Source organism: Pseudomonas sp. NFACC10-1, assembly GCF_900119195.1.
GTDB lineage: Bacteria > Pseudomonadota > Gammaproteobacteria > Pseudomonadales > Pseudomonadaceae > Aquipseudomonas > Aquipseudomonas cerasi.
Genome location: NZ_FPJB01000003.1, coordinates 384,432 through 407,097, shown reverse-complemented (window position 1 = coordinate 407,097; position 22,666 = coordinate 384,432). Strand labels below are relative to the sequence as shown.

Annotated in this window: 23 protein-coding genes; 9 read left to right on the top strand and 14 right to left on the bottom strand. The window is 59.5% G+C overall.

Features of this window, described 5'->3' with window-relative positions:
• The first annotated feature begins 1 nt into the window (after position 1).
• From BT119_RS10545 to sctU, 8 genes are read left to right on the top strand one after another with little or no spacing between them, the layout of a single operon-like run.
• Positions 2–448 carry a hypothetical protein gene (locus tag BT119_RS10545; protein WP_054080725.1) on the top strand — a complete coding sequence of 149 codons (447 nt, stop codon included), beginning with the start codon at positions 2–4 and terminating at the stop codon, positions 446–448.
• Positions 449–454: 6 nt separating this feature from the next.
• The gene (gene hrpP / locus BT119_RS10540; protein WP_072365612.1) at positions 455–1,027 is read left to right on the top strand and encodes a type III secretion system protein HrpP; all 573 of its coding nucleotides are present in this window, start codon (positions 455–457) and stop codon (positions 1,025–1,027) included.
• Entirely contained in the window at positions 1,024–1,740 is a 717-nt protein-coding gene (locus BT119_RS10535) for a hypothetical protein (protein WP_060708756.1), read from the top strand. Before hrpP ends, BT119_RS10535 begins: the two co-directional genes overlap by 4 nt.
• The gene (locus BT119_RS10530) at positions 1,730–2,131 is read left to right on the top strand and encodes a FliM/FliN family flagellar motor switch protein (protein ID WP_054080722.1); all 402 of its coding nucleotides are present in this window, start codon (positions 1,730–1,732) and stop codon (positions 2,129–2,131) included. The genes BT119_RS10535 and BT119_RS10530 overlap by 11 nt, the downstream gene beginning before the upstream one ends.
• Complete coding sequence (sctR, locus tag BT119_RS10525; protein ID WP_003409078.1) at positions 2,128–2,781, top strand: type III secretion system export apparatus subunit SctR; 654 nt, start codon at positions 2,128–2,130, stop codon at positions 2,779–2,781. The genes BT119_RS10530 and sctR overlap by 4 nt, the downstream gene beginning before the upstream one ends.
• Positions 2,782–2,788: 7 nt before the next feature.
• On the top strand, positions 2,789–3,055 hold the full coding sequence (sctS, locus tag BT119_RS10520; protein WP_003339811.1) for a type III secretion system export apparatus subunit SctS: 267 nt from the start codon (positions 2,789–2,791) through the stop codon (positions 3,053–3,055).
• A complete protein-coding gene (sctT, locus tag BT119_RS10515; protein ID WP_003433471.1) occupies positions 3,056–3,850 on the top strand; it encodes a type III secretion system export apparatus subunit SctT in 795 nt (264 codons plus the stop codon).
• On the top strand, positions 3,847–4,926 hold the full coding sequence (gene sctU, locus BT119_RS10510; RefSeq protein WP_072365610.1) for a type III secretion system export apparatus subunit SctU: 1,080 nt from the start codon (positions 3,847–3,849) through the stop codon (positions 4,924–4,926). The genes sctT and sctU overlap by 4 nt, the downstream gene beginning before the upstream one ends.
• A gap of 399 nt (positions 4,927–5,325) precedes the next feature.
• On the opposite strand, the gene BT119_RS10500 is transcribed toward sctU, so the two are convergent.
• The 14 genes from BT119_RS10500 to BT119_RS10435 all read right to left on the bottom strand — a co-directional run bounded on the left by BT119_RS10500 (position 5,326) and on the right by BT119_RS10435 (position 17,077).
• On the bottom strand, positions 5,326–5,673 hold the full coding sequence (locus BT119_RS10500) for a hypothetical protein (RefSeq protein ID WP_003365146.1): 348 nt from the start codon (positions 5,671–5,673) through the stop codon (positions 5,326–5,328).
• 2 nt (positions 5,674–5,675) lie between these two features.
• The gene (gene hrpT / locus BT119_RS10495; RefSeq protein WP_003314144.1) at positions 5,676–5,879 is read right to left on the bottom strand and encodes an HrpT family type III secretion system protein; all 204 of its coding nucleotides are present in this window, start codon (positions 5,877–5,879) and stop codon (positions 5,676–5,678) included.
• Positions 5,876–7,981, bottom strand: a complete 2,106-nt coding sequence (gene sctC / locus BT119_RS10490) for a type III secretion system outer membrane ring subunit SctC (RefSeq protein ID WP_072365608.1) — start codon at positions 7,979–7,981, stop codon at positions 5,876–5,878. The genes hrpT and sctC overlap by 4 nt, the downstream gene beginning before the upstream one ends.
• Position 7,982: 1 nt before the next feature.
• The gene (locus tag BT119_RS10485) at positions 7,983–8,423 is read right to left on the bottom strand and encodes a type III secretion system protein HrpG (protein WP_003415377.1); all 441 of its coding nucleotides are present in this window, start codon (positions 8,421–8,423) and stop codon (positions 7,983–7,985) included.
• A complete protein-coding gene (locus tag BT119_RS10480; RefSeq protein WP_003314139.1) occupies positions 8,401–8,625 on the bottom strand; it encodes a type III secretion protein in 225 nt (74 codons plus the stop codon). The genes BT119_RS10485 and BT119_RS10480 overlap by 23 nt, the downstream gene beginning before the upstream one ends.
• Before the next feature lie 83 nt (positions 8,626–8,708).
• On the bottom strand, positions 8,709–9,290 hold the full coding sequence (gene sctL / locus BT119_RS10475; RefSeq protein WP_054080718.1) for a type III secretion system stator protein SctL: 582 nt from the start codon (positions 9,288–9,290) through the stop codon (positions 8,709–8,711).
• A gap of 33 nt (positions 9,291–9,323) precedes the next feature.
• On the bottom strand, positions 9,324–9,851 hold the full coding sequence (locus BT119_RS10470; protein ID WP_003365149.1) for a hypothetical protein: 528 nt from the start codon (positions 9,849–9,851) through the stop codon (positions 9,324–9,326).
• Positions 9,851–10,657 carry a type III secretion system inner membrane ring lipoprotein SctJ gene (gene sctJ, locus BT119_RS10465; RefSeq protein WP_003433474.1) on the bottom strand — a complete coding sequence of 269 codons (807 nt, stop codon included), beginning with the start codon at positions 10,655–10,657 and terminating at the stop codon, positions 9,851–9,853. The genes BT119_RS10470 and sctJ overlap by 1 nt, the downstream gene beginning before the upstream one ends.
• 8 nt (positions 10,658–10,665) lie before the next feature.
• A complete protein-coding gene (gene sctI, locus BT119_RS10460; RefSeq protein ID WP_003314135.1) occupies positions 10,666–11,040 on the bottom strand; it encodes a type III secretion system inner rod subunit SctI in 375 nt (124 codons plus the stop codon).
• A 27-nt stretch (positions 11,041–11,067) separates the two neighbouring features.
• Complete coding sequence (hrpZ, locus tag BT119_RS10455; RefSeq protein ID WP_003433477.1) at positions 11,068–12,093, bottom strand: type III secretion system effector HrpZ; 1,026 nt, start codon at positions 12,091–12,093, stop codon at positions 11,068–11,070.
• A 52-nt stretch (positions 12,094–12,145) separates the two neighbouring features.
• Positions 12,146–12,472: a type III secretion system major pilin HrpA gene (locus BT119_RS10450; RefSeq protein WP_003314134.1), complete on the bottom strand. Its 327-nt coding sequence runs from the start codon at positions 12,470–12,472 to the stop codon at positions 12,146–12,148.
• Between the two features lie 92 nt (positions 12,473–12,564).
• A complete protein-coding gene (hrpS, locus tag BT119_RS10445) occupies positions 12,565–13,473 on the bottom strand; it encodes a transcriptional regulator HrpS (RefSeq protein WP_003365153.1) in 909 nt (302 codons plus the stop codon).
• A gap of 45 nt (positions 13,474–13,518) precedes the next feature.
• Positions 13,519–14,463 (bottom strand): transcriptional regulator HrpR, encoded by a 945-nt coding sequence (gene hrpR / locus BT119_RS10440; RefSeq protein ID WP_072365606.1) that lies wholly within the window; start codon positions 14,461–14,463, stop codon positions 13,519–13,521.
• Positions 14,464–15,538: 1,075 nt separating this feature from the next.
• Positions 15,539–17,077: a lytic transglycosylase domain-containing protein gene (locus BT119_RS10435; protein WP_054080715.1), complete on the bottom strand. Its 1,539-nt coding sequence runs from the start codon at positions 17,075–17,077 to the stop codon at positions 15,539–15,541.
• 218 nt (positions 17,078–17,295) lie between these two features.
• Here BT119_RS10435 and BT119_RS10430 point away from each other — a divergent pair, with 218 nt between their 5' ends.
• On the top strand, positions 17,296–22,665 hold the full coding sequence (locus BT119_RS10430) for an AvrE-family type 3 secretion system effector (RefSeq protein ID WP_072365605.1): 5,370 nt from the start codon (positions 17,296–17,298) through the stop codon (positions 22,663–22,665).
• Position 22,666 lies beyond the last annotated feature (1 nt).

Genomic DNA, 22,666 nt, shown 5'->3' with positions numbered 1-22,666 from the left:
CATGGACGAACCACTGGAAGACGACCCGCAACAGGTTGCTCTGCATCAGGTGATCGGTCTGCTCACGCCACTGCGTCAACATCGTCAGGCCAGTGCCGAGCGGGCTCATCGCCAGGCGCAGTTGGAACTGAAATCGATGCTCGACCACTTAGCAGAGACCAGGGCGTCGCTGAATCAGGAACGCGAAAACCACAAGCGCCGCCGAGAGAGTCTGTCCCATGCGCATTTGCAAAGAACTCTCAGCCTGACTGATGTGGACGGCTGGCACGAAAAGGAAAGAACCATGCTCGACCGCCTGGCTTACATCCGCCAGGAGGTGCAGCAACAGCAAATGCGAGTAGCTGAACAACAGGCGTTGCTTGAACAGAAACGGCTGCAAGCCAAGGCGTCTCAGCGCGCGGTCGAGAAACTCGCCTGCATGGAGGAGACGCTCAACGAAGAAGGTTAAGTGACGATGACCGCACCGATCAAAACCCCCGCCAAAGCGCCACCCGCGCCGAGTACGCCGCCAGCCGCCTCGCGCCCCCTGCCTTCGCGGCGTCAGCCCGCGAGGTTCGATGACCAGCCGCCAGCCTTTACCGGTACGCCTCGGAGCGATGTGCAGAAGGTTCGTTTCGCGCTGAACCGTTCAGTGACCGACAGCCCGATGAGCGCCGACGGCATGTTCTTCTCGCAACTGCTGATACCGCAGGTAGGCGAAGAGCCGGATCAGCAGGGCTTCGGAGGCAGCGGTGTGGCCTTCTCCGCACAGTCCGAAAACGTACCGACGCAGTTGATCGACGAGCTGGCTCAGCGCTTGCCCGATCAGCCAGACGGTCCGCTGGCATTCAGCCTGCTCATGCCCAATCTGGGGAGCGTGCGGGTCAACGCCAGCAAATCCGAAAACCGCTGGAGTATTCAACTGGGGTTTGGTCGGCGTGACGTTCTCAAGCGCTTGCAGGGCCAGGTCGGCGCATGCCGGGAATCGCTGGCACAGGCGCTCGGTCAGGACGTCGAACTGGACATGCATGAAGACTTCACAGCATGAGCGCCCTGCGTCTGCGCAAGGTCGACGCTCTGCTGGCCCAAGCCACACGCGCACTCGGTGCCGGACGGCGCCTGGGCTTCAGCAGCCGCGGTCAGCACGCCGAACTGAGCCTGCTACCGCTGCTGGAAGACGCGCGGATACCGGCAGACGGTGTCTGGTTGAATACGGCGGTCGGCCCCTTGTTGCTGAGCGATGCCGAAGCGTTGCTCAGCCTGCTGGGCGAAGTGCCCTTCACGCTTGGCGGCGAGCACCAGGGCTGGTACTGGCAGTTGTTCAACCAGCGCCTGAGCCCGGTGGTCGCCGACCTGCTGGCGCCTGTTGCGCCGTTTTCCGATACCCCGACCGAGCTGGCCATCGGCTGCCGCGTTCACGTGCGGCTGGGCAGCGAGCGACTGGATACCCGCCTGCACGCCACACCCGCCACCCTGCTCAGGCTTCTGGGTTCGGCTGACTGGCAGGTCTTGAATCGTAACCTGGACGAATCCTGGTCGGTGTCGACACCGCTGATCGTCGGCGAACTGTCACTGACCCGGGAACAAATCGCCTCGCTACGCCCCGGTGACGTGGTGCTGCCCGCCCGCTGCCGCTTCGACAGCGCCGGACAAGGGTCCGTGACACTCGCTGGCCGTCAATGGGCGGCCCGCACCGACCAACAGGCACAGCATCTTTTTCTGCAGCTCAGTCATGAGGAGCACAGTCACCATGAGTACTGAAGATCTGTATCAGGACGACGTCGAGATGCTCGACGACTATGAAGAACCGGTGCCTGAACAGGCTGATCAGCAACAGCGTGACGACGAATACGCCGAGCACGCATTCGGCTACGCGGACAGCGACGCGGAGCATGAAGAGCAGTCGGGAGACCACAATGAATCGCCGATGCTCGATTCACTGGAGCTGGACCTGACCTTGCGCTGCGGCGAGCTCAGATTGACCCTTGCCGAACTGCGTCGACTGGACACCGGAAGCATTCTTGAAGTCAGCGGCATCGCGCCAGGGCACGCCACGCTGTGCCACGGTGAGCAGGTGGTTGCCGAAGGCGAACTGGTCGACGTCGAAGGCCGCCTCGGTTTGCAGATTACCCGGCTGGTGGCGCGCTCATGATCATGGAGGGCGTCAACCCGATCATGCTGGCGCTGTTTCTCGGCTCGCTGTCGCTGATCCCGTTCCTGTTGATCGTCTGCACCGCCTTTCTGAAGATCGCCATGACGCTGCTGATCACCCGCAACGCGATCGGCGTTCAGCAAGTACCGCCGAACATGGCGTTGTATGGCATCGCCCTGGCCGCGACGATGTTCGTCATGGCCCCGGTGGCGCACGACATACAACAGCGGGTCCATGAACACCCGCTGGAACTGAGCAACGCCGACAAACTGCAGAGCAGCCTCAAAGTGGTCATCGAGCCGCTGCAACGCTTCATGACACGCAACACCGACCCGGACGTCGTCGCCCACCTGCTGGAAAATACCCAGCGCATGTGGCCCAAGGAAATGGCCGATCAGGCCAACAAAAACGATCTTCTGCTGGCGATCCCGGCCTTTGTGCTGTCGGAACTGCAGGCCGGTTTCGAGATCGGTTTTCTGATCTATATCCCCTTCATCGTCATTGACCTGATTGTCTCCAACCTGTTGCTGGCACTGGGCATGCAGATGGTCTCGCCGATGACACTGTCGCTGCCGCTCAAACTGCTGCTGTTCGTGCTTGTATCGGGCTGGTCACGTCTGCTCGACAGCCTGTTCTATTCCTATATGTGAGGCGGTCATGGAAGCGTTGGCGTTGTTCAAGCAAGGCATGTTTCTGGTCGTCATCCTGACCGCCCCGCCGCTGGCCGTTGCGGTGCTGGTGGGTGTGGTCACCTCGCTGCTGCAGGCACTCATGCAGATTCAGGATCAGACATTGCCCTTCGGCATCAAACTGGGGGCCGTCGGACTGACCCTGGCCATGACCGGCCGCTGGATCGGCGTCGAGCTGATCCAGTTCATCAATATGGCCTTCGACCTGATTGCCCGCTCCGGGGTCAGTCACTAAATGCCCTTCGACGCGCACAGCGCCTTTCAATTCATGCTGGGCATGGGACTGGCAATGGCGCGGCTGATGCCCTGCATGCTGCTGGTGCCAGCCTTCTGCTTCAAATACCTCAAAGGCCCGTTGCGTTATGCCGTCGTGGCGGTGATGGCGATGATCCCGGCACCGGCCATCACCCGGGCTCTGGAGTCCCTCGACGACAACTGGTTCGCAATCGGCGGCCTGCTGATCAAGGAAGCGGTACTCGGCACCCTACTGGGGCTTTTGCTGTATGCGCCGTTCTGGATGTTCGCCTCGGTCGGCGCACTGCTCGACAGCCAGCGCGGTGCGCTCAGCGGCGGCCAGTTGAACCCGGCGCTGGGCCCTGACGCCACGCCACTGGGCGAATTGTTTCAAGAAACCCTGATCATGCTGGTCATCCTCACCGGGGGGCTGTCGCTGATGACTCAGATCATCTGGGACAGCTACAGCGTCTGGCCTCCGACGGCCTGGCTGCCGGGCATGAACGCTGGCGGCCTGGATGTATTTCTGGAGCAGTTGAACCAGACGATGCAGCACATGCTGTTGTACGCCGCGCCCTTCATTGCGCTGCTGTTGTTGATCGAAGCGGCGTTCGCGATCATCGGCCTGTATGCGCAACAGCTGAACGTTTCGATCCTCGCCATGCCGGCCAAGAGTATGGCCGGCCTCGCGTTTCTGCTGATCTATCTGCCGACGCTGCTGGAACTGGGCACAGGTCAACTATTGAAGCTGGTTGATCTGAAGTCGCTACTGACACTTCTGGTGCAAGTGCCGTGAGCGAAAAAACCGAAAAGGCCACGCCCAAGCAACTGCGTGACGCGCGGGAAAAGGGTCAGGTCGGGCAGAGTCAGGACCTCGGCAAACTGCTGGTGCTGATGGCTGTCAGTGAAATTACCCTGGCCCTGGCTGATGAAAGCGTCAACCGCCTGGAGGCGCTGTTGTCGCTGTCCTTTCAAGGTATCGACCGCAGCTTTGCAGCCTCGGTCGAGCTGATTGCCAGCGAAGGATTCTCCGTACTGCTCAGCTTTACCTTGTGCAGCGTCGGTATAGCGATGCTGATGCGTTTGATCAGTAGCTGGATGCAGATCGGTTTTCTGTTCGCGCCCAAGGCGCTGAAAATCGATCCCAACAAGATCAACCCGTTTTCCCACGCCAAACAGATGTTTTCCGGGCAAAACCTGCTCAACCTGCTGCTCAGTGTGCTCAAGGCCATTGCCATCGGCGCGACGCTGTATGTGCAAGTCAAACCTGTGCTGGGTACCCTTGCAGTGCTGGCCAACAGCGATCTGACGACCTACTGGCACGCGTTGGTCGAGCTGTTCAGGCATATTTTGCGAGTGATATTGGGACTGCTGCTGGCGATCGCCATGATCGACTTCGCCATGCAGAAATACTTCCATGCGAAAAAACTGCGCATGAGCCACGAAGACATCAAGAAAGAGTACAAGCAATCGGAAGGCGACCCCCACGTCAAAGGCCATCGTCGGCAACTTGCCCAGGAGATCCTCAATCAGGAGCCCAGCGCTGCGCCCAAGCCGTTGGAAGACGCCGACATGCTGCTGGTCAACCCGACCCACTATGCGGTGGCCCTGTATTACCGACCAGGCGAAACGCCTCTGCCTCTGATTCATTGCAAAGGGGAAGACGAGGAAGCCCTGGCATTGATTGCCCGGGCCAAAAAAGCCGGCATCCCGGTGGTGCAAAGCATCTGGCTGACCCGCACGCTGTACCGCTCCAAGGTCGGCAAATACATCCCCCGCCCCACCCTGCAGGCTGTCGGCCACATCTACAAAGTGGTTCGGCAACTGGACGAAGTCACCGATGAAGTGATTCAGGTCGAAGTCGAGCTGTGATGGCTGTTTAGCCATACGCGTACCCTTCCAGCCAAGTGACCTCAACCGACGTTATCTCGTGGTCGTCGAAGCCTGCATGAATCACAGACAGCGTCATACCGGGTCATACCGGGCTGCATTGCCCATTGGCGGCCTGGATGTCGGGGCTGCTCCGATGCCATGGCGCTTGACCAGGCCGCTGCTTGATCTCGGCTATGGTCTTTTTTATCGCTGGCGTCCGCAGTTGGCCTGGTCGTCCCATCCTGATGGCAGTGCTCGCTGCCGGGGTGACAGCTGTGCAGTGTCGAAAACCGACCGAGCTCCGCATGACCAGTAACTGCCTGATGCTTTTGGATTGCATCTGCGCAAAAAAAGACCGCCCCAGATGGGGCGGTCTTCTTTTCACGCGGGTGTTATCTCCTAAGCCAGATGATCCAGGCCTGCCAGTATCAGCTCGTTTCGCCGGATATCATCCAGGTTGGTGACGGCATAGGGGGCGTCGCTCACCGCGTGCCACACCACGAAATCACGCCGCATATCCAGGAACAGAAAGTAGTCATTGAATCGTTCGGCTTGTGAAAACCTCAGTTGCAGCGCCTCTCTGAGTTGTTCGGGACGCAGCGCTCGACCCTCGATGTGCAGCGCAATGCCCCAGTCATGATGCTCGCGCCGGCTGACGAAAGACACTCCGTTTGCCACCGGCCAGACCGCAGGACTCTGCGCCGCAACGTTGTAGTAGAACGCTGTTTTCTCCTCGACCTCGATCATGTCTAGTCCCTTAACTTCACGACGGTGTAATCACGCTCGTGGTCCTGGTCGTCAAGACCGTCACGCATGTCCGGAGGCCACCAGATGACCAGTTCGCGGCTGGTGGAGTCCGGGCGTTTGCAGGCAGTTCCCGAACAACCGTGGGTGGCGCACCCGGTCAGGGTAGCGAACACCACCAACACGACTGCAACGCTGCTGATCTTCATGGCTTTGCCCCCCGGAGCAGTGATGGCCGGCTCTCTTTGGCCATTTTCGATATCTGTGGCTGACGTACCGCGATATACACTTCGCTTTCCTCGCCCGGTTGCAGCCATGCATGGGGCCAGGCGGAGACGCCGATGACCCAGCGACCACCGCAGCGACTCTCGTCGATCCGCACCGGTTTGTCGGTATTGTTGCGCGCGACCACGACAGCCACACCCCAGTCCTTGCGGGCATACCATTGCGAGCGCTGGCCATCGAGGCTCAGGCCCTGGCCCGGGTCACACAGGCTGTCGGTTTCAAAGGGCAGTGTTTCGCCATCATGCATGCCCTCTGGCGCAGCGCCATCAACCATCTGCGTGAAGACTTTCTGAATGTCGCCACGGGTAGGCAGCTCACCGCCGTCACGCCGTTCCTTGATCCTTTTCATCTGATCATCGACGTCGTGAGGGTTGCCGTTCTGCACATAGCGAGCCGGGTTGACCTGATCGCCAATCAGTCTTGGCGTCAGGATGAACAGGCGCTCGCGCTGGCTCAGTTCACGGCTGCGTGACTGGAACAGCAGCTTGCCGATGTAGGGAATGTCGCCCAGCAACGGAACCTTGTGGACCTTGTCGTTGGCTTCAAGACCATGGAAACCACCGATGACCAGCGAACCGTGCTCGGCTATGACGGCTTGGGTACTGACATTGCCTTTGCGCACACTTGGCTGCGTGTCATTGATGTCGGAGATGTCGATCTGACCATCCTCGATATCGACGATCAGTTGCACCTGAGGCTTGCCATCGTGATCCAGCGAGCGCGGAGTCACCTGCAGACTGGTGCCTGCGGTGATGGGCTCGATATTGGCCACGCGTTCCGAGGTCGCGGTGAGGTATTCGGTGCGACTGAAGTCGATCACGGCCGGCTGGTTTTCAAGGGTAAGAATGGACGGGTTGCCGATCACAGACGCCGAGCCGTTACCTTCCAGCGCATGCAGTTCGGCGGCGAACTTGCCGGCGTTCTGAATGAACAGGGTGGAGCTGGTGCCAGCGTCGAACATGTTGGCGCCCCCGTTGACACTCCCGGCATTGAAGTTCCAGCGGCTGGACAGTTCTGCCAGCTCGTTGCGATCGATGTCGAGAATCACGGCGTCGATTTCGATCAGGTTGCGCGAAACATCCAGCTCTTTGATGAGCTTTTCGTACATGGCCTTGCGCGAGGGCAAGTCGTAGATCAGCACGGCATTGTTACGGACATCGGCGGTTACACGGATGTTGGCCCGCCCGCCAGAGCGACTTTTTCCACTGCTTTTGCTGCCGCCGCCACCATAGTGCAGCACCTGATCGAGGCCCTGCTCCAACGCATTGGTATCGAGGCCGCTGGAGCTCATTGGCAGACTCGGAGTGTCCGGGCTGCCACCGCCCGCCAGACCGTTACCGCGACCGCCTCGCCCCAGCAGATCCATACCATTGATGGACCCGCCATGAGAACGGGTATCCAGCAAATCCTGGAGAATGCTGGCGACACCGGCGACCACCAGTTGTTGATCGCGATAGCGAATGGTGCGGTCCGCAGCACTGGCGTACTTGAGCGGAAATACGATGACGTCCTGTTTGTCGCCCTTTTCCGGCGCTTCGACTTTCTTGCTGTAATCGCGCACCAGTTCCACATATTTTGCCGGGCCGCGAACCAGAACCACGCCTTCGTTCGGCAATACCCCCCAACCGAAGCGCTTGTCCAGCAGCCCCACATCGGTCAAGGCAGTCTGCAGGTCATCCACCGCGTCGGAGGACACTTCGATGCGTGCCGAGGTGTGCTCGCTGGAGGGGCTGACGTACAACGTGTCGTTATACACAAACCACTGGAAGTGATATTCCTGGCCCAGACGATCGAGAAACTCTTCCGGGCTCTGGGCGCGTATCCGGTCATCGAGGACTCCCGGGATGGGCGGCATGTCCAGCGCCATGCCGAATTCCTTGGCGAAGTCGGCCAGCGCCGTCGCCAGCTCGGTCTGCCGGGCATCGTAGGCGTAAGCCGTATGTTTCCAGGCTTCGGGGGTCACCGCCCACGTGGCGGGGGACAGCCCGATCAACAATAAAGGCAACCACATCAAGGCCTTGCGCATTTCAAACTCCCGGTTGCCGGTGATTGAGGGTCGTGCGCCCGGCTAAGGCGGGCACGGAATTGACCAGAGTGGTGTGCATCAGGCTGAGCAAGGCCGCGCGCTGATTGGCCAGGCTTTCCAGACGGTTCAGCAGATCGGCAAGGCCGCAGGGGCCAGGCATCCAGCTGACCAGCACCATGCAGCGCGTTTGCGGATCGATGGCGAACGCGCCGTCACAGGCACACGCCAGGCTGGCACCGCCGTGACTGAGCAATGCTTCGATACGCTGGGGGTCGTTGGCGTCATAGGGGTCGAGTAATTCGATGCTGCAACGGACTCCGCCACCCACCATTTCCAGCCGTGCGTTGGCGTCGTCGACCCAGCAGTCGAGCGGGCTCGCCGGACGCTGATCACGCCACAGGCCGACGACCTCCTCGAACTCACTGAAATCCATCGATGACATTTTTGGTCATTTTATAACCAGCCTGCTGGCATTGATCAGCGATGTTGGAGCTGACCGCAGCCTGCTGGCTCGCCTCACTGAAGGCATCGATGTCGTCGGCGGTGAAATGCCCATTGCCCCCGTCCAGCACGTCATCCACGTCGGACAACGCGCGAGTGAGCGTGGAATCGAGGTTATTTTGCAGGGATTTGAAATTTATCATGTCCTGATACTCCAGCAGAAAGGTTCAAACCTTGAGTGGAGCAAACAGGTGGAGCGGTTCCATTTTCGCCGCAAGAGTCTGTTTCAGGCAGCTGGCTCCGCGCCTGCCAGCCCATTGCGAAGGGTTGCCCAATCGATTTCGAAAGCGCCGTTGGCGTCGCTCAGGCGCAGGCTTTCGGTGGTCAGCGTCGCATCGCGCTTGAGCTCCCAGTGCTCGGCAAAACGGCTCTCTGCCAACCATTCGGCGACCGGCTCGGCCATCTCCGGATGAACGCTGAGTGTGGCCACTGCTTCGTTGAGCTGACTGGCTGCCAGGTTCCTGACCAGTGCCCGAGCGCGCTCGGCAAGGGTTGTTTCGTCGAGCAACTGGCACAATGCCTCAGTCAGCAGTTCCTCTACAGCAGTCATGGCCTGCTGCTGCAAGGCTTCGCGCTGAACGTGCAGCTCGTCCAGAAAGGCATTGGCACGCTCCCAGAACTGCGCAAGCGCCTCCTGATGCCGATGATCGGCTTTAGCCTGCTCAAGCACCAGCAGTTGCTCCGCCTGACGGCGCGCGTCAGTCAGAATGTCGCGAGCCAGCAAACTGTTGGCGATGTCTTCACGGCGCAATACCGGCTCGGGCAGCACCGCGTCGGCAGTCAAAGTAATACTGCGTTTGGCAAGCATGGGAGAATTCCTGGTGCAGAGAGGAGCGGATACTCAGGCCGCGGTGACACGCCATAGAACAGCCTGCCACAACGTCTGAAGTTTATTTTCGGGGGCCGCGCAAGGTCTGTCGGCGACCTCATCGGGCGCCCAGGCCAGACGCAATCGCGACCAATACTCAGGCCCGAGCCAGGCACCCAACAGCAAGCGCGCATCTTCACGCTCCAGCTCCAGCCAGACACCGGGGCGCAACGCTTTGGTCAGCGCCCAGCACCACTGCCCGTCATGGCCGTCGCTTTCGTTACGGGAAAAACAGATGCGCTGCGCCAGATCCAGCGCCTGATCACGCTGCACGGGCGTCAGTGCCAGCCAGTTCAAAACAGGCTCCGCAGGCATTGGCGGTTGACTTGGCGTGATGCCGATACTCTGCAGGAACACACTGTGACGGCTGACCATAAGGGCTTCACAGTCGCTGACGGTCAGTCCGCAGCGCTCGGCGAACCGGCTTTGCCAGCCCGGATGCGCCCATGGCCAGGGATTGCACCACCACTGAGTCCAATAGTCCTCGGCGGTCAGGTCCATCACGCGCGCGCCGGTACGGTCGAGCGACTCCGGCCGGCAAAGCCGATCCGCCGCAGCACTGAAGCGCGCCAGTCACTGCGCAACAGCAGCGCGGTGATCAGCAGCAATACCGCCAGGCCAGCCGGCACCAGCCAGAGCATCAAGTTCCAGAACGGCAAATTGGCGCTGTCCAGCTTGAACGGTCCGAAACTGACCCACTGTGTGGTTTCCTGAAACTCGGTAGCCGGTACGAACACAATGGAAAACTTTTTCGATTCTGCCGCTTGCGTCGACATACCGGGGATACTGCTGGCGACCATCTGCTGAATGCGTCCGCGCACGCTGTCCGGGTCAAGCGCTGCGGAGTGTTTGATGAACACCGCAGCAGAAGCAGGTTGCACCGGTTCGCCCGGTGCGATGCGTTCCGGAAGTACCACGTGCACCCTGGCCACGATGACGCCGTCTATCTGCGAAAGTGTCGCTTCGAGTTCCTGAGACAGGGCATAGATGTAGCGGGCGCGCTCTTCGAGCGGGGTCGAAATGACCCCTTCTTTCTTGAAGATATCCCCCAGACTGGCGCGGGACTGACGTGGCAGGCCGGCAGCGTTGAGCACTCTGACGGCGCGGTTCATGTCGCTTGTGGCGACGGTGACGACAACGCCGGTTTTTTCCAGACGTTTGCGCGCGTCGATATGCTGATCGGCAAGGCGCGCAACGACCTCGTTGGAGTCCTGCTCGGACAGGCCGGTGAACAGATCGGTTTCATCACTACAGCCGCCGAGCAACACCATGCAAATCAGCAACAGCCCTGCGCTCAGAAATTTCACGGAAACCTCTACTGCAAGTTAGTCAGCTTGTCGAGCGCCTGCGCAGTCTTGCTCACCACCTTGGTGGTGAGCGCAGTCTGCAACGAGCATTGCGACAAGGTTCTGGTCATCGCCGCGATATCCAGCGCGTCTCCAGTCCCAGAGGCTTTCTTCATCGACCGCATCGCTTGCTGAGACATTTTTTCGGTTTCGCCCAGACCGCCGGAAATTGCGCTGGCGATATGCTCGGAAAGCGGCGCTCCACTTGAAACGCCGTCCGGCTGCGTGGCAGCGGTGAAGATGTCGACATCCGCCTGGGCCGGTTCTGAAACGAGCCCCTGTGGCACATCCTGCCCGAGTTCCGGCGAGATGCTTTTAACATTACCAAGGTGGGAAATGGTCACGTGAGTTCTCCGTCAGGCGGTTGTCGGTCAGGCTGCAGCCTGATTGCGGGTGCCTTGCAGCAGCGTACTGACCAGCAAGGTGGCGATTTGCGCAGCGCTCGACTGCACGTCGGTGCCTGTTTGCCCGGCATCCTTGAGCGTTGCCTCCAGGCCCTTGAGCAGCAAGCCGCCCAGCAACTGATCAAGATCCTGAGCGGACTGTCCGCCATTCGCCGACGTACCGGTCTGCGGGGTGTTTACGGGTGTGCCCAGTCCACCACCGGCCAATACCGATTGCAGGCCACGGTCGATAAGCTCGCCGATCAGTTGCCCCGCTTCACCACGGGTATTGCCGCTGTCACCGGGACCGGTATTGGCGTCGATCAGGGGATCACCCATCACGGACGAGTTGTTGGAAAAACTGCTCGGAGTGCCCAGACCTCCACCCGTCCCTGCCAGACTGCCAGCGTCACTCTGCTGATTACCCAGTTGCTGGCCAATGATGTCGAGTGCCGAACGGAACGCAGCCGTTTCGTCGCCATCAAGGAAGTTGTCTTCCTTGAGTTCGTTCACCCAGGAGCCCGAGTCCGGCTTGGGAAACTGTGCGGGATTGTCATCCATGAACTGCGCGATCTTGTTCAGCATCGGCATATCGTCTTCGGAGAAGCTTGTCCCGCCATCCTGCTTGGTCAGAAGATCATCGAGCATCGACTTGGCCAGGCCATTGAGCACCTGAGTCATCAGGTCCTGCTGTCCGGTACCCGAGGCGCTGTCCGCAGACGCGCCGAAGTTGTCACCGAGCTTTTCATGGATCAGCTTGTCCAGCGCAGCGATGACATCCTCAATACCGCCGCCCGCCTTGCCATCTGCGGCCATCGACTTGGCCAACAGTTTTCCCAATGGCGAGCTGTCGTCGAGTTGACCATTGCGCATCAGTTCCTCGGCCAGCTTCACGACAACTTCCTGAAGCGCCTTGCTCGACGTACTGCCAGTCGTCTCGGCTTCAGGACGTACCAGGACAAGGGCCATTGCCGGGGTTTGCAGCGAGCTGCTGTTAAGACTGAGACTCTGCATCACAACCTCCTAAAAGTAGCAGCCCCCTCAGGTACGAAGGGGCGTCAAGAAATCAGAACTGGACGACCGAGTTCCGGATCTTGCTTGCGACGATCTGGTTGGAAAGCGCCTCTTTCTTGTCCTCAAAGCCCGCCAGCATGCTCGACTCGCGGAGCAGGCCGTTCTCTTCGTTCGCGGTGCCGTCAAGCTCGGCACTTTTTGCATCGCCTTTGCTGATGCTGGAGCGAGTAGCGTCGATGCTGTCAGTGCTGCCGGTGTTGCTCACCAGTGCAGCATTACGGTCGGCGCTGCTCTTTACGCTGTTGATGCCCTGAGCGGCACCACCGATCGTGTTGACTACACCGCGACCCGCACCCGCCAGAGAACTCATGATAGTCATAACGTCATACCCCTTCGTCTGTACCAGCGTAATTGCTTGGTACAGCTAGGTGGCATGTGTCCGCGAATCGGTTCCAGATCTTCTGCAAAAAATCAGATGCTCAATTCCTTGATGCGACGGTAGAGCGTACGACGTGGAATATCGAGCTCCAGGCTGGCCGCGTCGATGCAATTGCGGTGGCGCTTGAGCGCTTGCTGAATCAAGGCCTTTTCGATCGCCCGCAATTGGAACTTGAGCCCGCACGCCATGTGCTCTTCGGTCTGCGAGTCAGCCCCCAGCAAGGGGAAGCCCAACACATGACGCTTTGCAGCGGCCTTGAGCTCGCGGATATTGCCGGGCCAGCGATGCCCCGTCAGTACCTGCTGCAGCAACGGGCATACATCGGGAATCGCGACGTTCAGTTCTTTGGCCGACGCCGCCACAAACCGAGTGAACAGCGGCAGGATACGCTCGGGCTGATCGCGCAGCGGCGGCAGTTTGAGGGTCAGCACGTTCAGGCGAAAGTACAGGTCGCGCCGAAACTTCCCCTCTTCGACGGCATCGTCCAGAGAGGCCTGAGCCGACGCAATCACACAGATATCCAAGTGGATCGTGGAGGTCGAGCCCAGACGCTCCAGTGCTCGGGTTTCAAGCACCCTCAGCAGCTTGGCCTGGAGGGCGAGCGGCATGCTATCGATCTCATCCAGATACAAGGTTCCACCCTGCGCCGCTTCGATGTAGCCCATTCGAGAACGGTCCGCGCCGGTGTAGGCTCCACTCACCACCCCGAACAGCTCGCTCTCGGCGAGCGATTCCGGAATGGCCGCGCAGTTCATCGGTACGAAGCGCCCCTGGCGCCCGGACATGTTGTGAATGCGCCGGGCAGTGGTGTCTTTACCGGTGCCGGTTTCGCCCGACAGCAAGACATCGATGCCGAGCTGCGAAATACTTTCGGCAACGATCCCCAGATTGGGTACGCGCTCCGCATCCAGGTCATCGTCAAACTCATCATCGAGATTCATTTCATGACTCCAATGGCATCGGCGTTGCGCGAGCGCAGCGGCGATTCAGGACTCGGCTGCCAGGTCGATATGCGAAGCAACCCCCAGCTCTTTCATGCGGTGGTAGAGGGTCCGCCGGGGCAGTTCGAGTTCCTCTAGCACAGCGTCGAAATTGTGGCGATGCCGCTTCAAGGCATCCTGGATGAGCATTTTCTCGATGACGCGCATCTGCATGCGCAGTCCTGTTACCGGGTCACGCGCTTCGACCGGCTCGGCGCCCAGCAACGGCAATCCGAGGACAAATCGCTTGGCAGCGGACTTCAGTTCGCGCACGTTGCCGGGCCAGTCATGACTCAACAGGATCTGTACACGCCCATTGTCGAGCGTTGGAGCGGAGCGGCCACACTCTGCGGCGATGTCCTGGGTGAACTGGTCGAACAATGGCAAAATCTGCTCGCGACGCTTGCGCAAGGCTGGCAACTGCAGTGTCAGCACATTGAGCCTGAAAAACAGGTCACGACGAAAAAGTCCTTGTTCCACCAGTTCATCCAGCGGGCGCTGGGCCGAGGCGATCACTCGCAGATCCAGGGGTATGAAGTCGGTCGAGCCCAGCCGCTCGACCCCCCTGCTTTCCAGCACGCGCAGGAGCTTGGCCTGAAGGCTCAACGGCATGCTGTCGATTTCGTCCAGATAGAGGGTGCCGCCGTTGGAGGCTTCGATGTAGCCCTCGCGAGCGCGGCACACGCCGGTGAACGCACCATTGACCACGCCGAATAGCTGACTCTCTGCCAACGACTCGGGGATGGCCGCACAGTTCATGCCGACAAAGGGCCCTGTCCTGCTCGACAGCTCGTGAATCCGGCTGGCCAGGGTGTCTTTGCCGGTGCCGGTTTCCCCGCAAAGAAGCAAGTCCATATCCAGTAGCGCACTGTGCATTGCAATTTGATGACCAGCCGATAATGCAGTTACGTTCCAACGCGTTCGAACGTCGTTATCAATGTCTGTGCTCATCGATCACTCTCATAGCGGGAGGAAGGCGGAATATTAATACCACGTCTTACAAGGCACACCTATAGTAATTTAGTTCCCCAACGATGGTAAAAAATTTCACAAACTCGAGAATCACTATCAAGTAGCGCCAGCACCTTAAGATTCACTCGGTATAGCGAACGCGCTTTTACATGACCTTATTAATATATACTTATTCCAAAATTATCATAGACTTACGCTGGCCAAGCATCGCCGCAGGCCCCACAGCTGCTGGGGATCCGGGCGCATGCCCGATCAGGAGCCATAATGAAATCGAAAAATTTGTAACTTGCCAATCGTAGAAAAAACAGTTAGCCACCCCATGAACTTCGATGCCCCTGCACGGTGTGCCGCAACGCGTGAGTTCTTTGCAACAGTAAAAATCGATCAAACCAAAAGAATAAAGCACATGCACTTAATAGATTAACTTTCAATAACATTACAACTAACAAACTCAGGCATAAACCTGTCAATGTCCAACCTGCTCCACACGTTCGAATATAAAGTGCCGGACTGCAAAACAATGCCCGATAACTGGGCGGATACAACCAAGTTATCAGTCGGATTTCCGAACAGTGCGACATCGCTGATTTGGTTGGATCCAGAATCCCCCCATTTCTTGGGCCCATCTCGCGATAGCTTTTTGCCATACCTGCATTCGGTAATCCGAACGCGTCGCCTTTTCAGAATTTAGATTGTCAGGTTCTGAAAATGGCTAATCGGCTGAAAGGATTCACTGTAGGACAATCTGGCAATCAAGGATTATGGCGCTGTGAACTTTTCCCTCCATAAGCAGCGCTGATACCTCATCATCACTGAGATTGTTTCAAAATATGTGTAAGTATTTACTTACAATTCTTTACAAAGTTTGCATGATCCATTGAGAAACATATCTGGTGCAGGTCGGTCAGCCGCCCTTTTTACGCCCCTATAACGGCAAAAAAAGGAGCAAAATTCTGCCTCCGAGGATTTCGGATACACACTGAAAACGCGAAAAAGCACTAAAAAAGGTCAATTTTCAGGTGCTTTAAGGGCTCAGGAGAAAAAAATCGAGAGGTTATTGGCGTGGATCGCTCGCGTACACCACGACACGAGGACCGTTCGGCAGCTCACGCGGCTCATCGCGGTACGCGATCTCGTCGCGCTTGCGTGGCGACGAACGGTCATCGATGTACAGCCTCTTTTGTATCCGGCGGTCCAGTAACGAACGCTCGTTTTGCGATTCAAGCTGTGTCGCCTGCGACGACGCCAGACGCTCAGGCTGGATGGGGTCGGATACAGGCACCCGCTCGGCAGCGTTAACGGGTTGCGCGGCGCCGGGCAAGGGTTCCTGCCTGGCAACCTGCACCACTTTCGGTTGAGGTTCACGTCTGACCGGTTGCACCGATTCCGGTGCCGGCTCCCGCCCAAGAACCTGCATCAGGCCTACGGTCTGCTCGCGCGCTGCTGCGTGCAACGGTCCAGGCGTCGGAGCGCGCTCGGCCACCTGCGACGATGGCTGACGCTCGAGCACGCGCTTTCCAGGGCTGGGCGGGATGACAGCGGTTGTCGGCGACTCTCCGGTGATCCGCTCGATACCAGCAGTCAAAACCTGCGTGTGGGTCTTGGGAATCAGCAAGCGTCCCGGCCCATCCGGGGTCTTTTTTCGCAGGAATGCCGGGTTGAGGCGCAACAACTGCGCCTCATCTACCCCGGTGGTGGCGGCGAGCTGAGTCAGGTCTACCGTGTGGTTGAGCTCAACCACATCGAAATACGGCATGTTGGCGACCGGCGTCAGTTGCACGCCATAGGCGCCTGGATTACGCACCACCAGCGAGAGTGCCAGCAGGCGCGGAACGTAGTCCTGGGTTTCGCGGGGTAAATTCAAATGCCAGTAGTCGACAGGCAAGCCACGCCGACGGTTGGCGTCGATCGCTCGTGCAACCGTACCCTCGCCTGCGTTATAGGCCGCCAGTGCCAACAGCCAGTCGTTATTGAACTGATCATGCAGGCGAGTCAGATAATCCATCGCCGCCTTGCTTGACGCTACGACATCGCGGCGGGCGTCGTAGGTAGCGCTCTGGTTCAAGTTGAACTGGCGACCGGTGGACGGGATGAACTGCCAGAGGCCCGCTGCCGCCGCCGGGGAGTTGGCCAAGGGATTGTAGGAGCTCTCGATCATGGGCAAGAGTGCCAGTTCCAATGGCATGTTGCGCTCATCCAGGCGCTCGACAATGAAATGCAGATAAGGCGTGGCGCGCTTGCTGGCCCCGGTCAGGAAGCCCCTATTGTTCAGCAGCCAGTCACGCTGACGAGCAATACGTTCATTGACGCCCTGCCCGTCCACCAGCCGGCATCGCTGCGCTACCCGTTGCCAAACGTCCTCGCCGTTGTAGACGGGCAAATCGGAAACAGTCGTTGCAGCCAGAGGGTTTGCCTGCGCGTCGTCAGAGCGATGCCCCAGCCCGGCGACCAGTCGCGGTAAGCGGTCCAGGCGCGGCTGTGAGTCATCGACTGACTGACAGCCCACACACAGCGACCCCAAGGCCAGGACGGCGATCTGTATCGAACGAGCCAGCAAACGAGGAGACGAAACGTGGAGGGCAACGGCGGCCATGTGCGGAATGTCCTGAACGTGTCCCCCTACGTGGCACGCCCGCCTTTCCAGTTCCCTGCAACGCGTATTTCGCTTGCGTACGCACAAGCCTGAAACGTTTCAGCCAGCTGTTTTTCTGTGGAACCGGTGCCTTTCCCATGCCACACAGAAGCTGAAGGACTTTTCAAAGGGTTACAAAATCGCCGTCGTCGGGCGGCAAATGGAAAGGGAGATGCACCGTGCAGGCACCAACGGTCAACCGCAATTCCGGTAACGTCATTTCGCCAGAAGCAACAGCAAGAGCCGACAACCCTTCAAATCTGCGGCAGCAAACTGAACAGCCGACCCAGCGCTCCTCACATTCCCTGGGGAGCATGGGAAAACGGCTGCTGAAAAGCGTCGGTAAGGTTTTCCAGAAATCCAGGGCACCCCGGCAGTCGGCCGCCAGATCGCCCAGTACACAAACACCCTCAAGCTCGGCGCCGCGCTCCAGTCGCGAGGCCGGCAGAAATACCGGTCGTGGCAATCATTTGCAGGATAACCCGGCGCCGCGCAGCGACCAGCCTCCCAAGTCCATTCTGCGCACCAGTGCGAACAGGGCAAACGCGTCAGGGACGACGACGCATGAAATAGAAGAAGGATCGACGCGGACAGGCACTGCCCCCCGTAACAATCGCCGTGTCACATTCAATCTTCCGCAGGATCAGCTCACACACAGCGCTTCGCAGCAGCTCTCCGCAGAGCCCATGACTGACGAAGAGGCGGTCGCCAGCGCTATGCGCGAACGCCGTAACCCTGGCAGCCGCCTGCAAGGCTCCGATGGTACACGCCAGTCAATGCAACCTGTCGACACGAACACGGCAAGCAGTTCCGGCACCAAAGCCGACGATCCTGAAGAGCCGCTTGCGCCGCGCAACCCCGGTCTGGAACCTGGCACCAGCGGGCGCTCCGCGCTCAGGAGCGAGCAACGGCTACGCAATGCGCAACCACAGGCCACTGTCAGGCTGAGTGCCGACGGCAAGCCGGATTTCTCTTCGTTCAAGACGCCCGGCATGGCCGCGCTGCTGGACGACATACTCGCCAAGCCCGGACAAACCTATCTGGCGCAGCAGAGTGAGCAAGGCGCGCAGGGCCACCAACTTCTGCAAGCCAACGGGCATCTGCTGCATCTGGCGCAGGACGACAGTTCGCTGGCCGTCATCCGCAGCAGCGAGCCCACACTGCCGGTAGCAGGCGGGAAACCTCCGCCGGTGAACATGCAGCGTGAAGAAAACCACATTCATCTCGACACCCTTGACGGGCGGCGCAGCCAGGAGTTGCCAGGCAAGGCCCATATCGCCCACCTCACCGAGGTCCATCAGACCACCAGCGGCGACCGCCTGCGCGTGCATGAAGACCGGCTGTACCAGTTCGAACCGCTCGCCGCTCGCTGGAAACCAGTGGATGATATCGAGGACATCGCTTTCAACCGCCTGATAACCGGAGGCAACGGCTCGGTCTACGCCAAAAGTGACGATGTCGTCGTCGATCTCTCCAGCCCGTTCATGCCGCACGCCGAGTTCAACGACCTGAAGTCATTTTCGGTTGCCCCTGACGATACCGCGGCACTGCTCAGCGGCTCGGACGTGCAGACCGTCCTGCTGGCCGACATGAGTCCGGTGATTGGTGGGCTGACCCCGAAAAAAACCAAAGCCCTTGAACTCGACGGTGGTCAGGCACAGGCCGCCGAAGTTGCCCTGAGCAACGACAGGCTATTTATTGCAGACACGCAGGGCAGGCTTTACAGCACTGATCGCAGCGCCTTCGAAAGCAACGACCCGATGTTGCGCCTGATGCCGGAGCGGGCCGGCTACAGGCTGGACGATCAACCCATGGGCGGCCACAACAGCGTCAGCGGATTCATCAGTGGCGATGACGGTCGCGTGCACGCGCTGATCAGGAATCGTCAGGGCGAGGTGCACTCCCATGCGCTCGATGAGCAGGGTACGAAACTGGAAAGCGGCTGGAACCTGACCAATGCGTTGGTACTGGACAACACACGCGGCCTGACGGTTATGCCAGCGCCTACCGGTGCCGACCGCCTGCACCTCGACCGTGCCGGGCTGGTCGGCCTGAGCGCCGGTCGTATCCAGCGTTGGGATGCGACGCCACAGTGCTGGAAAGATGCTGGCATCAGGGAGGTGGATCGCTTGCAACGCGGTGCCGACAGCAACGCCTACGTATTGAAAGGTGGCAAGCTGCTCAGGCTGGATGTGGCCCCTAAACACCCCAATGTCGCCTTCGACCACAATACGGCGCTGGCCCAGATAGCACGCTCGACCAAGGTGGCGATGGGCAAGGAAATCGCAGGGCTGGAGAATCGGGTCGTGACCGCCTTTGCCATGGTCAGCGACAAGCGCTTTGTTGTGCTCGATGATCAGAACAGGCTGACGGCCCATAGCAAGGACCACAAACCCATTGATCTGGATACGTCCGCAATCGAGGGAGACATCAAGGAACTGGCCCTGGACGAAAAGCACAACCTTTACACACTGAGCAGCACCGGCAAGCTTTACTGCATGCCCAGAGAGGCATGGCAGGCAACCCGATTCGGAGGCCAGTTGGCCGCCAAATGGACGCCGCTCGCAGCACCTGACGGGCAACCGGTCAAAGCGCTGTACAGCAATGATGACAATCGCTTGAGCGTCCAGATCGAGGACGCCGCCGGTCAAGGCCTGATGCAACTGAAAGAGGGGCAGTGGCAAGCGTTCGAACAGCGTCCCGTAGAAAAAAACGGCTTGAACGACGTCTACAATCGCATCACGCGAGCGCACAAGACCTGGCGGATTCCAGGCACCGGGTTGACGGCCAAGCTGGACATCAATGCATTCGGGCGCAGCGGCATGGAGAAAAGCAATCGTCCCGCCGCCAGCGAGGCTATTCGGGCCAATGTCTACAAGCACACGCTGGAACCGCCTCGCTGGATGAAGAACGTCGGCAACAACATCCAGCATCGCTATCATGGTCGCGAGGGCCTGAAGGAGCTCTACAAGAAAGAGCTGATCGCGTTCAAACAACTTGAACTGATTCATGAAGCCGGCGGCGCACCGCCGACCCCGGGCAACGATCTGAAGGCGCGGATTGCGCGCCTGCAGCTTGGCCCTGAAGGCGCTGAGCTGGCAAAAGAACTGGAAGTATTCCGCGACGAACTGGAGAAGCACGCCAGGACCGCGTTGGAGAACATCGGCAAGGATTACGGCAAGCTCAAAAACCTGAGGCAGAACGACGGCGTGCTCAACCAGCACAGCGAATTGGCAAAGTCGTCGAAACGCACTCAGCTAGGCAAGAAGCTGGCTGAACTGAGGTCGATGCTCAACTTCAAAAGCTCCGGCCATGATTTCGTCAATGAGCTGGATAACGCACTGACCCGGGTCGCCCCGTCCGCAGAAAACCCAACGGCCGCAACGCTCAAGCAGCTGAAAGACAACGGGGTAAAGCTTTCTCACACCAAAACCGATATCGGCCTGGGTCAACGCCGCGATGCCAATGAAGATCACGGGCTGAGCAAGGCCCGCCTGGCGCTGGATCTGGTCACCCTGAAAGACCTCGGCGCGCTGATTGGCAAGGTTGAGCTGCTGGCACGCAGCAGCGACCTGCCCAGGCTGCAAGCGGAATTGACCTCGTTACGCGATGTGACCTATGGCGAGAACCCGGTCAAGCAGGTCACCGACATGGGCTTTACCGATAACGCAGCACTGGAAGGCGCGTATGACGCGGTCAAGGCGTTCTCGAATGCACTCAAGAAATCCGACCACGCTGTCAGCGTCAATATGCGCGCGGCAACCGGCAGCCAGGATCAGTCCGAGCTGGCCGACACGCTCAAGGCCATGCTCAAAAACCTGGAGCATGGCGACGATGAAATCGGCGTGCAACGCAGTTACGGGCTGAACCTGACCAGCCCGTTCGCCGTCCTTGCCGACAAGTCGACAGGCCCGTGGCCGACCGCCGGGGCTACCGGCAATCGCAACTACCTCTTCAGTGCTGAACGTTGCGAAGGTGGCGTGACCCTGTACCTGATGAGAGAAGCGGCCGGCAATATCAGCGGCGGCGTGGGGGGTGGCAAGGACTACTGGCCTGGCTTTTTCGACGAAAACCACCCTGCCCGCAGCGTCGATATCGGTAACAACCGCAAGATGACCCCGAACTTCCGTCTTGGCGGAGACGTGACCGCAACCGCTGCCGCGAGCCAGCGTGCCGGGGTGATCTTCAATGTAGCGGACGACGAAATCGATGGATTCGTCGACGACCTGTTCGAAGGCAAGCTCAACCCCTTGCAGCTGTTGAACAAGGTCAAGGACCACGAAACCTATGAAGCGCGCCGCTTCAATTTCGATATCACGACAGGCTTCAGCGCCGATATGCGCGTCGGCTTCGGTCTGTCGGAGGCCGACAGCGCGCCGCTTTCCGCCGTTGCGCGTCTGGGCGTGGCGGCGAATGTCACGGTCAACCTGCTGAGCTATACCGATTACTCCCTGACCCAGAAGAACGACAAGACAGAACTGCGCGAGGGCGGCAAGAACCGGCCGCGCTTTTTCAACAGTCTGATCTTCGGCGGGCAGGCGCGCGGGCAGATCGGTGGCACGCACACCAACGCCACAGCGACCCCGGCCTCCGCTGCCGGGCCGACGCCAGCGACTCAATCGGCGGCCAATAACCTGGGCGTCGCAGCGAACGTGACCATCGATGACAAAACCGTCAAACGGGTCAAGTTCCGCTTTAACGTAGCGACCCCGATGAGCACCGAGAGCCTGGACAAACTGTCGAAAAGTCTCGCTGCAGCCTTCAAGGATAAAGCCACGACAGCCAGGCTTGCAGCGCTGCAGGATCCGCTGAACGCGCTTTACGCCGACATGGACACTGAGCAGGCCACTCAGGCACGACTTGACGAGCTCAAAGCGCTGTTTGCCGACAGACCGTCGCAGAACGACACGCAATACAAGGCGCTTCGAGACCTGAAACGGGCGGCCGTGCAACACGAAGCGTCGATCAGCAATCACAGCGTGCTGGACAATGCCCGCTTCGAAACCAGCAAGACCAACCTGTCCGGCCTGAGCAAGGAAAGCATCCTCACCAGAATCATGGGTTCGATACGCGAAGCCAGTGCGCCCGGCAACGCCGCCAGGGTCGCCGAGTACATGCGTCAGGACCCGACGCTCAGCGCCATGGTCAAGCAGCTTGAAAACAGCCAGGGCACCCTCGCCCGGGTACGCCTTGAACCAAAAGACTCGCTGATCGACGAGATCGACGAAGGCAGCCGCAGGGGTACGCTGACGCAGACCGAACTCTCCGGCCTTCTGGAAAATCGCAACAACATGAGGATCAAAAGGCTGGTGGTGTTCCATGCGCCACCGCAGACCGAGAACTTCACGTCACCCACGCCACTGATCAGCTACAACAGCGGTGCGTCGTTGAGCGTGAACAAGACCCTCGGGCGAATCAATTTCATCTATGGCGAAGACCAGGACAAACCCATCGGCTACACGTTCGACGGGGAGCTGTCGCGGCCCTCGGCATCGCTGAAAGAGGCGGCAGGCGAGTTGAAACTGTCGGGCTTCGAAGTCAAAAGCTGAT